12 protein-coding genes are annotated in these 12,186 nt (G+C 60.0%); 7 read left to right on the top strand and 5 right to left on the bottom strand.

Annotation, left to right across the window (positions count from 1 at the left end; all coding sequences use genetic code 11):
* Positions 1-9: 9 nt before the first annotated feature.
* The 3 genes from BLW11_RS23035 to BLW11_RS23045 form a co-directional block, all read right to left on the bottom strand.
* Positions 10-2,424 (bottom strand): TonB-dependent siderophore receptor, encoded by a 2,415-nt coding sequence (locus BLW11_RS23035; RefSeq protein ID WP_048360028.1) that lies wholly within the window; start codon positions 2,422-2,424, stop codon positions 10-12.
* Between the two features lie 165 nt (positions 2,425-2,589).
* Positions 2,590-3,576 (bottom strand): FecR family protein, encoded by a 987-nt coding sequence (locus tag BLW11_RS23040; protein WP_048360029.1) that lies wholly within the window; start codon positions 3,574-3,576, stop codon positions 2,590-2,592.
* The gene (locus tag BLW11_RS23045; protein ID WP_088500149.1) at positions 3,573-4,127 is read right to left on the bottom strand and encodes an RNA polymerase sigma factor; all 555 of its coding nucleotides are present in this window, start codon (positions 4,125-4,127) and stop codon (positions 3,573-3,575) included. The genes BLW11_RS23040 and BLW11_RS23045 overlap by 4 nt, the downstream gene beginning before the upstream one ends.
* A 183-nt stretch (positions 4,128-4,310) precedes the next feature.
* On the opposite strand from BLW11_RS23045, the gene BLW11_RS23050 reads away from it, so the two are divergent.
* From BLW11_RS23050 to BLW11_RS23065, 4 genes are all read left to right on the top strand, one after another.
* On the top strand, positions 4,311-4,799 hold the full coding sequence (locus tag BLW11_RS23050) for a sigma-70 family RNA polymerase sigma factor (protein ID WP_048360031.1): 489 nt from the start codon (positions 4,311-4,313) through the stop codon (positions 4,797-4,799).
* The gene (locus BLW11_RS23055; RefSeq protein ID WP_048360032.1) at positions 4,796-5,761 is read left to right on the top strand and encodes a FecR domain-containing protein; all 966 of its coding nucleotides are present in this window, start codon (positions 4,796-4,798) and stop codon (positions 5,759-5,761) included. Before BLW11_RS23050 ends, BLW11_RS23055 begins: the two co-directional genes overlap by 4 nt.
* A gap of 203 nt (positions 5,762-5,964) precedes the next feature.
* Positions 5,965-8,295, top strand: coding sequence for a TonB-dependent Fe(3+) dicitrate receptor FecA (gene fecA / locus BLW11_RS23060; RefSeq protein ID WP_048360033.1), 2,331 nt, complete (start codon positions 5,965-5,967; stop codon positions 8,293-8,295).
* A 202-nt stretch (positions 8,296-8,497) separates the two neighbouring features.
* The gene (locus BLW11_RS23065; RefSeq protein ID WP_048360034.1) at positions 8,498-8,926 is read left to right on the top strand and encodes an HPF/RaiA family ribosome-associated protein; all 429 of its coding nucleotides are present in this window, start codon (positions 8,498-8,500) and stop codon (positions 8,924-8,926) included.
* Positions 8,927-9,005: 79 nt separating this feature from the next.
* Here BLW11_RS23065 and BLW11_RS23070 read toward each other — a convergent pair whose 3' ends face one another.
* Complete coding sequence (locus BLW11_RS23070) at positions 9,006-9,506, bottom strand: phosphate-starvation-inducible protein PsiE (protein WP_048360035.1); 501 nt, start codon at positions 9,504-9,506, stop codon at positions 9,006-9,008.
* A gap of 267 nt (positions 9,507-9,773) precedes the next feature.
* Here BLW11_RS23070 and BLW11_RS23075 point away from each other — a divergent pair, with 267 nt between their 5' ends.
* The 3 genes from BLW11_RS23075 to BLW11_RS23085 all read left to right on the top strand — a co-directional run bounded on the left by BLW11_RS23075 (position 9,774) and on the right by BLW11_RS23085 (position 11,097).
* A complete protein-coding gene (locus BLW11_RS23075) occupies positions 9,774-10,031 on the top strand; it encodes a YebG family protein (RefSeq protein ID WP_019410845.1) in 258 nt (85 codons plus the stop codon).
* Positions 10,032-10,109: 78 nt separating this feature from the next.
* Positions 10,110-10,685, top strand: a complete 576-nt coding sequence (locus tag BLW11_RS23080; protein WP_048360036.1) for an NAD(P)H-dependent oxidoreductase — start codon at positions 10,110-10,112, stop codon at positions 10,683-10,685.
* 37 nt (positions 10,686-10,722) lie between these two features.
* Positions 10,723-11,097: a MerR family transcriptional regulator gene (locus BLW11_RS23085; protein ID WP_048360037.1), complete on the top strand. Its 375-nt coding sequence runs from the start codon at positions 10,723-10,725 to the stop codon at positions 11,095-11,097.
* A 16-nt stretch (positions 11,098-11,113) separates the two neighbouring features.
* Here the strand turns inward: BLW11_RS23085 and BLW11_RS23090 are convergent, their stop codons facing one another.
* Positions 11,114-12,139 carry a Leu/Phe/Val dehydrogenase gene (locus BLW11_RS23090; RefSeq protein ID WP_048360038.1) on the bottom strand — a complete coding sequence of 342 codons (1,026 nt, stop codon included), beginning with the start codon at positions 12,137-12,139 and terminating at the stop codon, positions 11,114-11,116.
* Positions 12,140-12,186: the final 47 nt, after the last annotated feature.

Raw genomic sequence — 12,186 nt, forward strand, 5'->3', positions numbered from 1 at the left:
TTTCAGGCCTTAAAACTCCAATGTGCTGGAGAACGTCACTTGCCGTGAATCCCCGATCGATACAAAGGTGCGGCTGGCCGCCGAGGTGTAGTAAGTGCGGTCGAAGAGGTTTTTGACGTTGACCTGGAACTTGACCTTTTGTCCTTCGACCCGAGTGTCGTAGGTCGCAAAGGCATCCGCCACGGTGTAGCCCGGCAGGTCGAAGTCGTTCAGCGCATCACCGGCACGTTCGCCCACGTAGCGGGCGCCAGCGCCAACGCGCAATTTGTCACCGCCGATGATGTTGCCAAAGTCATAAACCGCCGATACCGAGCCGCTGTTTTTGGCCACGTTCTGCAAGCGCATGCCCTGGTAGGTCTTGTCTTTGGTGACTTCGGCATCGGTGTAGGCGTAGCTGCCGATCAGGCTCCACTGGTCGCTCAACTGGCCGCTGACGTCCAGCTCCAGCCCCCGCGAGCGGACTTCACCGGCCGCCGAGTACGCCGTGATGCCGTCCACCGTAGAGGACACCAGCACGTTGCGTTTTTTGATGTCGTACAAGGCCACGGTGCCGGTGATGCGCCCCGGCAAATCCAGCTTGGCCCCCAGTTCCCAGGACTTGGACTGCTCCGGTGCAATGGATGAATCCAGCACCACACCGCCCGTCAGCGGCGCAATGCTGGAGTTGGGCTTGAAGGATTCGGTGTAGCTGCCATAAAACGACAGTTCATCGGTGTAGCGGTAGACCAGCCCGGCACGGGGGATCCACTTCACGCCGCTGGTGTCGGTACTGACCTTGAACGGAATGCTTTTGCCGCCCAGCTGGTCGTACTTCTGAAAGCGCGCACCCGCCACCAGAATCCATTGATCGGTGAGGTGGATGGAGTCCTGGGCAAACAGCGAATCGCTGCGCAGCAAGTCGGTCTGGTTGCTGTCACTGGCGCTGACGGTGGTGCCGGCAACTTCATTGCCATACACCGGGTTCTCGTAACTGAAGATGGACTGGCTGTCCTGGCGGATCAGCTCGGCGCGGTAGATTTTGCGGTATTCGTCATCCACGCCAAACACCAGGTCATGCTGCATGCCCGCCACCTGGACCTTGCCTTGCAGGCTGATGGTGGAAAAACGGTCGGTGGTGATGGCGCCTTTGGTGCCGTCCATTTTTCGGGTCAGGGTGCCGTCCGGGTTGACCTTGGTGACGCGCACCTGGCTGGCGTCGTAGGTCTCGCGGTTCCAGCTGTAGCCGAAATGGGCTTTCCAGTCGTCGTTGAGGTCGTGATCGACTTCAAGGCGATACAGGTCGGAGCGCCCTTCCATATTGTTGAACGGCTCATCCAGACGGCGCGTGGCCGGGATATCCAGCGGGTGGTTGGTGGCCGGGTTGATCGCCGTACCCCGGTCAAACGGGGTCAGGAACTCGCGGTGCTCGTATGCCAGCAGCACTTGGGTGTTGTCGCCATACCAGGCCAGCGACGGCGCAATCAACGTCTCGCGATGGATGCCAAAGTTGCGCCAATAATCTTCGTCTTCATGGTCGATGATCATCCGGTACGCCAGCCCCGATTCCCCCAACGGGCCGGTGCTGTCCAGGCTGCCACCACTGCCGTTTTTGCCCGCGCCATAGCTCGAGCCGCGCACGGTGAGCGCGTTGTTTTGCTCCAGCTGCGGTTTTTTACTGACCACGTTGACCACGCCTCCCGGGTCCTGGATGCCGTAGAGCAATGACGCGGGCCCCTTGAGCACTTCGACCCGCTCCGTCGCGGCCCCCATCGCCCGCCCCTGCACCAATGGCATGCCATCGCGCATGATCGAGCCGTCCCGGTTGTCACCGAAACCGCGCTTCATCACCGAGTCCTGGGTGCTGCCCAGCGTGTTGCCCTGGGTGATGCCGCTGACGTTGTTCAGTGCGTCATCCAGATTGCGCGGCGCCTGGTCACGAATCACCTGGGCGGCAACCACGTTGATGGTTTGCGGGATTTCCATGCTCGAGCCCGTGCCGCGCATCACCGAAGTGGTGGCCGGTGGCTGATAGCTGGTGTCATTTTGCGTCTGGGCCGTAATGCTGGTGGCGCCCAGGTTCAAGGCGCCAGCGGCGGGCTGAGGTTCGAGGGCGAAGGTATTGGCGTCGGTGCGCCGGGCATTGAAGCCCGACTGCGCGAGCAACTGCTGCAAGGCCTGATCGGCACTCATGCGGCCCTTGATGGCCGGGGCTTGCAGGCCCAAAGGCGCTTCGTCGGTGTAGACCACGCTGAGGCCGGTAAAGCGGCTGAAATCGTTCAAGGCCTGGGGTAACGGCTTGGCGGGCTGATTGAACTCAAACAGTGCACTGGCCTGCTGGGTGGCCCCGGCGGCCATTGCTGCGTAAAGCGGGTTAAGTGCCGACCCGGCCATCACTAAAGCAGAAGCCCCCAACCACTGTTTCACCGAACTTGCCCTGGACTTCATGCTCATGACCTGTGCTGACCTGATACGGAATACGAATTTTTCGCATTTTCAAGCACTACACGGATGGGCCCGAGGTTTACCTCACCTGATGCTGAAAAATAAATGAACAGAATGAAACTCTGTAGCCGCTGACGAGGAACGAAGGCTGCGATCGGCGGCTACAAGTCAACGCAACACAATCAGCCCAAACACACTGTGCTGTTCAAACCCGAGCACGCCCTGCAAGGAATTGAGCACCGCTTGCGGGTCCTGGCTGGGGAAGCTGCCACTGATGCGCCGTGTGCCCAATTGGGCATTGAGCAACACAATCTGCCCCGGGTAATAACGCTTGAGGTCCGCCACGACGTCGGCCATCGGCGCTCTGGAGTAGGTCAGCCAGCCCGTGCGCCAACCCAGTCGGGCCTGGCTGTCGACGGGGTGCACCGCATCGGTCACGCCGGCATCGTAGGTCACTTGCTGATCCGCGATGAGGATCTGCTGCGCCGCGTTTTTGCCCGCCCTGACCCCTACCCGCCCGGACAGCACCGTGACTTGCGCACCACCCGGCTGCAGGCGCACTTCGAACTCCGTGCCCAGCACCCGCGCTTCGCCACCCTCGGCATCCACGACAAAGGGCTCACCGGTGTGGGTGACGTGAAAAAAGGCTACGCCACGGCGCAGTTGCACATGGCGCTCACCGCCACTGAAGTTCACCGCAATGGCACTGTCGGCATCGAGCGTGACCCGGGACTGATCCGCCAGCACCACCGTGCGCACTTGCCCCGGTGCGCTCACATAATCAGCGCCCAGATCGTCCAGCCAGCGGGCAGGCTGCCAGCCGGCAAACACACCCACCATCAACAGCAAACAGGCCGCCACCGCCAACCCGCTGGCCCAGTGCCGCAGGCGGCTGCGCCGGGACCGGTCCATCGCGTTGAGGTAACGCTGCATCACCAGCGCCTCTTCGTCTGCCAGGGTGGTGCCGGCCACTTCGCTCAACTCCCACACCACCTGCGCCCGGGCATAGGCCTCGGCATGGGCCGGGTCGGCCTGCAGCCAGCGGCTGAAGGTGGCCTGGTCACCGCTGTCGGGCTGATCGTGCAACACACTGAGCCACGCCAGCGCGGTGCGCTCTTGCTCGGGGGTGACGGGGATACTCGAACGACTGATCACAACTGGGTCTCGGACGGCGGCTCACGCAAACTGGCCTTGCAGGCCTCTAGGGCGCGCATCATATGTTTTTCAACGGCACTTTGGGACACGCCCATGACCTTGGCGATGTCGGCATAGGTGCGACCGTGGATCCGGTTGAGCAAAAAAATATGCCGCGTGCGCTCGGGCAGGCTGCGCAAGGCCGCCTCGACCTGGCGTAAATCGTTGCCCGCTTCCAGCGCCGCCTGGGGCTCGCAGCTTTTGGCATCCGGCAAGGGCTGCCATTGATGGCTGACCCGCTCACGGGTGCCTTCGCTGCGCAAATGGTCAATGGCGATATTGCCCGCACAACGCAGCAGGTAGGTGCTGAGTTCTTCGACCTGCACCAGAGGCCGGCGCCAAAAACGCAGGAACAAGTCCTGAACCAGATCGGCAGCAGTGGCCCGGCACCCCACGCGGCGGCTCACCAGCGCCTCCATTTGCGGACGCTGGGACAAAAACACCTGCAGAAAATGCGCTCGTCCATGGCGCGCTTCATTGCTGGGGCCATCCTTGAGGTCGGGAGGGGTCATGGACATCGGTGCGCAGGTCAAAAAGGAAAGCGATACTAATGATAAATATTCTCATATGCAAAAACATATGACGGGCTGTGTTTATGTCATTGATAAGCGGTGATTGCTCAATGCAATCAGCCACCTCTACAATGCGAACAATTCTTGTTCTCTAACGCGTTTTTAACGCAGCTGGAGTGGTCGTTGCCGCAGTCAAACACCGTCGAGGTCCTCTATCAGGACCACCACAGCTGGCTCACGGGCTGGTTGCGGCGCAAGCTGGGCTGCCCGCAAAGTGCCGCCGACCTGGCCCAGGACACTTTCATGCGGCTGCTGACCGCCCGTGAAACGCCCTCACCGGCCGAACCCCGGGCGTTCCTGACCGTCGTCGCCAAGCGCGTGCTGTTCAATCACTACCGTCGCCAGGATCTGGAACGCGCCTATCTGCTGGCACTGGCCGAGATGCCCGAGCAACTCGCACCCAGCGAAGAAGAACGGGCGATCATCCTGCAAACCCTGATGGAGCTGGATCAGTTGCTCGACGGCCTGCCCTGCCCGGTCAAACAGGCGTTTGTGCTGGCTCAGGTCGATGGCCTGAGCCATGCCCAGATCGGTGCCCGGCTGGGCATATCGATTGCCACGGTCAAACGCCATTTAAGCAAGGCAGCCCTGCGCTGCTACTTCGCCCTGTGAGCGGCGCGTTCAACCACCCGCCCGACATCGGTGCAGCCGTTGCCGAGCAAGCGGTGAGCTGGCTGATCGAAATGCAGGGCGGCGCACTCACCCCTCTGCGCCAGCAAGCCTGGGAACAATGGTTGCAAGCCCATAGCGAACATCAGCGGGCGTGGGAGCATATCCAGCGGGTCAACCAGCGTTTGCGCAACGTGTCATCGCCACTGGCCCACGCGGCCTTGAATGCCCCCAAAAGCAGCAGCCGGCGTCAGGCCCTGAAACTGTTGCTGCTGTTGGGCGCAGGGTCGGCGCTGACCTATGGCCTGCGCGATCAATTGCCCATCACCCCGCTGCTGGCGGACTTCAGCACCCCGGTGGGGCAACGGCGCAGACTGCAATTGCACGATGGCAGCCAGATTCATCTCAATACCGGCAGTTCGGTGGACGTGCATTTTGATGCGCAGCGCCGGGTCATTCGCCTGCTCGAAGGCGAGATGCTGCTGACCAGCGCCCAGGATGCCCGCCCCTTGCAGGTACTGACCGCCCACGGCGCATTGCAGCCCCAGGCCGCACGCCTGAATGTGCGCCAATTCGGCGACCGCACCGAACTCGCCGTGTTTGATGGCCGGGTTGAACTCACCCCGCAGGCCCATCCAGGGCCTGCGCTATGGGTGCAACCCCGTCAGCAACTGAGCTTTGACCGCCAGGGCTGGAACGCACCACGGCCGCTGGATGCGGGCAGCGGCGCCTGGGCCGACGGCATGCTGGTGGCCGCCCACATGCGCCTCGGGGACTTCTTGGCCGAACTGGGACGCTATCGCCGCGGCCAGCTCAACTGCGATCCAACAGTGGCCGACCTGCTGATCTCCGGCACCTACCCGGTGGACGACAGCGAACGCGTTCTGGACCTGCTGCAAATCAGCCTGCCGGTGCGAGTCAGGCGCTTTACCCGGTATTGGGTGACAGTTGAAGCCCGGGTGTAAACAAAATCTGTAGCCGCTGCCGCAGGCTGCGATAAGGGCCGAAGGACCTTAGTTCTTGAAAAACGCGCCCCCTTCGGGATCGATCGCAGCCTGCGGCAGCGGCTACAGGGGCGATTTAAATTTCAAACAATGTGAGCTGTTTTCGAATCTGGCGTGACAGAGGAGGTAAGCCACTTCGATTTTTACCTTTCCAGGATTCGTTCATGTCTGCTCAGCCTTTGCGTCTCACGTCTTTAGCCCGCTTGCTGCTGGGTGCCAGTTTGAGTTTTAGCGCGGCGGCCTTTGCCGACGCCAAGGCTTATCACATCGCCCCCGCCTCACTGGAAAACGCCCTGAACCAGTTCGGCCGTGAAGCCGGCGTGCTGATTTCCTTCAGCTCCACCACCGCCAGCGGCATTCAGAGCAAGGGCCTGGAAGGCACTTACGAGCCCGAACAAGGCCTGCAAGCCTTGCTGGAAGGCACAGGGCTGCAAGCCCGCGCCGAAGGTCAGGGCGCATTCAGCCTGCAACCCGTAACCGCCTCAACGGCGCCCGCGAGCATAGAACTGGGCGCCTCCAGCGTGGTCGGCGACTGGCTGGGTGACGCGGCGCAAACCGATGTGTTCGAACACCCCGGCGCTCGTGACGTGATCCGCCGCGAAGATTTCGAGCGTCAGGGCGCCACCAGCGCCCGCGAGGTACTCAACCGTATTCCCGGCGTCAACGCCCCGGAAAACAACGGCACCGGCAGCCACGACATGGCGCTCAACTTCGGCATTCGCGGGTTAAACCCACGGCTGGCCACCCGCTCCACCGTGTTGATGGACGGCATCCCGGTGCCCTTCGCCCCCTACGGCCAGCCGCAGCTGTCGTTTGCCCCGATCAGCATGGGCAACATGGACGCGGTAGACGTGGTGCGCGGCGGCGGTGCCGTACGTTATGGCCCACAAAACGTGGGCGGCATCGTCAACTTCGTGACCCGCGCCATTCCTGACGAACCCACCGTCAAGGTTGGCGTGCAGACCGAAACCAGCCCCTCTTCCACCCAGGATGGCTTCAAGAAAACCGCCAACCTGCTGGCGGGCGGCACCAACGACAATGGCCTGGGCGGCGCCGTGCTGTATTCCGGCGTGCGCGGTGGCGACTGGCGCGAGCACAGCGACACGCGCATCGACGACCTGATCCTCAAAGGCAACTACCAGATAGACGAAGCCAACAGCGTGCACGCCATGGCCCAGTACTACGATGGCGAAGCCGATATGCCCGGCGGCCTTAGCACCGCAGCCTACAAAGCTGATCCGTACCAGTCGACACGCCCGAACGACAAGTTCTGGGGCCGTCGCACCCTGGTCAACTTCGGCTATCGCTACCAGCAAGACCGCCGCGAATTCACGGTCAACAGCTTCTTCACCAAAACCCTGCGCAGCGGTTATCTGGACCAGGGCACCTTCCTCTCGCTGTCGCCACGGGAATACTGGGTACGCGGGATCGAAACCCGCATAGCCCAGGGCTTTGACCTGGGCAGCAGCAGCCACGAAGTGGGCGCGGGTTATCGCTACATCAGCGAAGCCGGCCACGAGCTGCGCTATCGCACACCCATTGCCGCCAACGAGCTGCCAACCACCGACAGCCGCAATGACCGCGACACCCGAGGCGCCACCGAAGCCCATGCGTTCTTTATCGATGACAAGATCGACATCGGCAAATGGACATTCACCCCCGGCATTCGCTACGAGATGATCGAGCAGCAGCAAACCAACCTGCTGACCCATGTCAAATACAAGGGCGACTACAACACCCCGCTGCCGGCGCTGAACGTGATGTACCACGTGACGGACAGCTGGAATATCTATGCCAACACCGAAGGCTCGTTCGGCAGCGTTCAGTACAGTCAGATGCCCAATCGCGTCACCGGCGGCGAGGTCAAACCTGAGAAAGCCCGAACCTGGGAACTTGGCACGCGCTACGACAATGGCAACCTGCGCGCGGAGATCGGCGCATTTTTGATCAACTTCAACAACCAGTACGACAGCAACCAGACCACCGACACGGTGATCGCCCGCGGTAAAACCCGTCATCAAGGGATCGAGGCCAGCATCAACTACGCGCTGGATGGCTTGAGCCCGGCACTGGCCGGTTTCGACGTTTACGCCACCTACGCCTATGTTGACGCAACCATCCGCGAAGACGGGCCGAACAAAGGCAATCGTGTGCCGTTCTCCTCGAAAAACAAGGGCAGCATCGGGGTGGGTTACACCGAAGGTCCGTGGAAAGCCAACCTGGACAGCACCTTTCAGAGCAACCAGTTTGCCGACAACGCCAACACCCGCGCCGAAAGCGCTGATGGCAGCACCGGTTTAATCCCCGGTTACATGGTGTTCAACAGCCGCGTGGGCTACGACTTTGGTCATCAATTGTCTGACCTGAACGTGGCCGTGGGGGTCAAAAATATCCTCAATCACGAGTACTACACCCGCTCGTTTGACGATAACAACAAGGGCAAATACGTGGGCGAACCGCGCACCCTCTACGTCCAGACATCTGTCGCATTTTGATATAAATCAACCAAAGCCCGCACACCCGGGCTTTTCTCACAGCCAAAGACTGACGCCGGTCACGGCTTGAAAGACTTACTGAAAATAGTGCTTGAAATATTTGCTCATCGGCCCAAACACTGTAACTGAGCGATGACGATGAACCTTTGAACACTCGAGGCCGTCAGACCTCACACGAGCAAGCTTATATAAGGGAAGAATTATGCAAATTAACGTCTTTTCCGATAAACACATCAACAGTGACGAACGTACTCAAAACTGGGTCAAGGCGACTGTTGAAGTCACGCTCGAACGCCATCTGGAGGATCTGACCCGGGTCGAGGTCCACCTCAGCGATGAAAATGGCGGCAAGTCCGGGCCGAAAGACAAACGCTGCAAAATGGAGGCTCGACCTAAAGGTCACCAACCGATTTCCGTATCCCACGACGCTGATGAGCTGACACTCGCCGTTGAAGGCGCTGCAACTAAACTGGAGCACGCTCTGGAGCATTTGTTCGGCAAGCTGCGTGGCAAACACACCCCAAAACTGGCCATTGAAGGGTTTGAAGAGAAAGAACCAAAGCAGAGCGCTGACGCATTGCTTGAAGAAGAGTTTTTGGAGAAAGAAAAAGAACTCGAGCTCAACAACTGATTCAAGGTTCGGCACGTAACAAAAAGGGCGGGCTTACTTCGGTAAGCCCGCCCTTTTTTATGGTGCGTAAAACCAGGCCTTACAGCTCGCCCTTCTCCACTTCCGGGTGCTCACCGGAGCCGGCACCGGTCTTGCGGTGCGGGTTCTCGATCTTCACCGACGGGAACTGCGAGGACGCATAGCGCACCACCAGGATGGCAAACGCCAGTAACAGAATCGCCCCGGTCAGGTACACCACGCCCATGTCAGGCGGGTTGTGATGTGACACGTTGGAAATCAGCAAGCGGGTCAGCGCCGTGATCGCCACGTAAATCAGGAACCGTACCGGCATATGGTTGGTCTTGAAATAAATCCCGACCATGGCGCCCAGTTCGAGGTAGATGAACAGCAGCAGAATGTCATCAATGGTGATGTTGCCCTTCTCCACCATCCCCAGAAATTCCATCACCGCCGCCCAGGCAGTGACCGCACCAATGGCGAACAACGCCATGTAGTGGAAGGTTTCAACGAACAGATTGCCCATCGACTCGGCCAGTTCATGAACCTGGCGACGTAGCTTTTCAGCTTTGTTAACTCTCACGATGCAGCTCCTTGAATCGACTCGAACGGATCATCCGCGATGAACATGACGCTTTTTACATGCAGAAAAAAGGCCAGTGTCTTCTGGTGAGAAGGTGGCCAGCGGCTATTAGACACCTCGCAAGCCATGCGAGCACCTCAATAGCGCTCCATTTGCAGCTAGAGTAAAAAAGCCGCTATTCAAATCCTGGTGATTGGCTTATCCTTTTCGCTGTATATAAATACAGTAATCGTTAGATAATTTACGTGAAGGCATATGAGGTGGTAAATGGCCGTCGAAGTGGTATACCGCAGCAGCCGAGATCTGGAGCGTTTGTTCATGGATAAAGCCGAAGCTGACCGTCATGACAAAATGCTGGAGCTGGCCGAATTGCTGGCTGAAGTGTTGCAAAAAGCTGTGCCGTCACTGAGCGAACAGCAAGTCGAAGAAGCCGGTATCTACATGGCGAAAAATCGCGATGTGTTTGCCAAGGCCTTCAAGAGCCAGCCGGACGCCCTGTCCGAGTTGCTGGTCGACAGCGAGTAATCGCACCGGGTCCTCGCTTGACTCTCCCCTACGGGGCAGACCCTATCCTCAAAGGCCCCCTTTGAAGTTGGCGTCAAGATGAGCAAGCGAGTACTGGTGATTCTGGGTCACCCCTGCACTGACAGTTTCTGTGGCGCACTGGCCGACAGCTATATCGAAGCGGCCGTAGCGGCCCGTCATGATGTTCGCGTAATGCGCTTGGGCGCCCTGCGCTTCGACCCGGTACTGCGTGAAGGCTACAAGCAGATCCAGGCCCTGGAACCTGACTTGCTGGACGCCCAGGCAGACATCACCTGGGCTGAGCACATCGTGTGGGTCTATCCGATTTGGTGGGGCGGGATCCCGGCGCTGCTCAAAGGGTTTCTCGACCGCCTCCTGCTGCCCGGTTTTGCTTTTCAATATCGCAAGGGCAAAGCCTTCCCCGACAAGCTCCTCAAAGGTCGCACCGCCCACCTGCTGGTGACGATGGATACCCCGCCGTGGTACTACAAATGGATTTACCGCATGCCGGGGCTGCATCAAATGCGCAAAACCACATTGGCGTTTTGTGGCATAAAACCCCTCGCAACCCTGACATTTGGCCCGATCCTGGATTCCACGGGCAAACAACGAGATATTTGGCTCCAGCAAGCCCGCGCGCTCGCCACCCGGTAAGCGCCAAATCAGCGGGCAGCCATAAAAAAGGACTTTTATGTATATAGGCAAAGCCGCCCGGCTATCAGGCACCACCGTCAAAAGCATTCGCCACTACGAAGAAATCGGCCTGTTACCCCCGGCGCAACGCCGTGGCGCCTATCGCGTCTACTGCGAGCAAAGCGTTGAACTGCTGATGTTTATCAAATGTGCGCAGCAACTGGGTTTCAAGCTCAAGGAAATGCAGTCGATCCTTGATGAGCACCGGGGTCGGGCGCTGCCATGGGAAGTGGTGAGCAGCGCCATCGCCAGCAAAAAACAAGCGGTGGCCAGCCAGATCGATGCGTTGCAGCAGGTACATGCCGGGCTGGTCGAATTTGAGAAGCGCTTCAGCCAAGCCGAGGAACAATGCCAGTTGCAGCAAAATCAATGACTGACAGGGCCCCTGCTTACTCCTTGGGGTACAACAACTGCTGCGCCAGTTCATCAGAGACCCGGGCCGGAGAGCGTTTTTCGGCCTGAGCGTGGGCGTAAATACCGGTCAGGCGCTGGCTGATGCGCAACAACTGCTCATTGATGGCCTCGGGCGCAGCCCCTTCATGGGTCAGGGCCATGTAGATAAGCCCTCCGGAATTGATGACGTAATCGGGCGCATACAAAATGCCGCGCCGTTCGAGTTGGTCGGCCACCTGCAAGTTGGTCAGCTGATTGTTTGCACATCCGGCCACAGCCGAGCAGCGCAGTTGCGCCACGCTGTGCCAGTTCAAAACGCCGCCCAGGCCGCATGGCGCCAGGATGTCGCACGGAGTACTGAGCAAGGCCTCGCAGGCAATGGGGTGCGCACCCAGCTGATCCATGGCAAGGCGTACCTTGCCGGGGTCGGTATCGCAGACCAGCAGTTCGGCCCCCGCCGCATGCAGCTGCTCGGCCAGCGCGTAGCCGACCTTGCCCAACCCCTGCACCGCCACCCGCAAGCCTTCAAGGTTGTCACTGCCCAAGCGCGAGGAGGCGGTGCTGCGGATACCGGCAAACACCCCCATGGCCGTATGAGGCGAAGGATCGCCGGCAGCGGTGGTGCTGGTGACATGCTGGGTGTGTTGGGCGATACAGTCCATGTCGGCGGTAGAGGTGCCGCTGTCGATCGCGGTGATATAGCGCCCGTCCAGTTGCTCAACGCAGCGGCCAAACGCTTCAAACAACGCGGCGCGGCTGTCGACATGGGCCGCACGCACGACCACTGCCTGCCCGCCTCCCACGGTCAACCCGGCCAGCGCCGCCTTGTAGCTCATGTCCTGGGCCAGACGGATGGCATCGTTCACCGCACTTTCGTCGTTGGGATACGCCAGATAACGGCAGCCCCCCAGTGCAGGGCCCAGGCGAGTGTTATGAATCGCAATCACGGCTTTGAGGCCTGTAACGGGGTCCACACTTAGGTGCAGCGACTCAAGCTGAGCGCTTTGCATGAGAGCAAACATCGTCAGGCCCTCGAATGATTACGGGTACTCGCCAGTATAGGCGGCGT

This window comes from Pseudomonas deceptionensis (assembly GCF_900106095.1).
Taxonomy (GTDB): domain Bacteria; phylum Pseudomonadota; class Gammaproteobacteria; order Pseudomonadales; family Pseudomonadaceae; genus Aquipseudomonas; species Aquipseudomonas deceptionensis.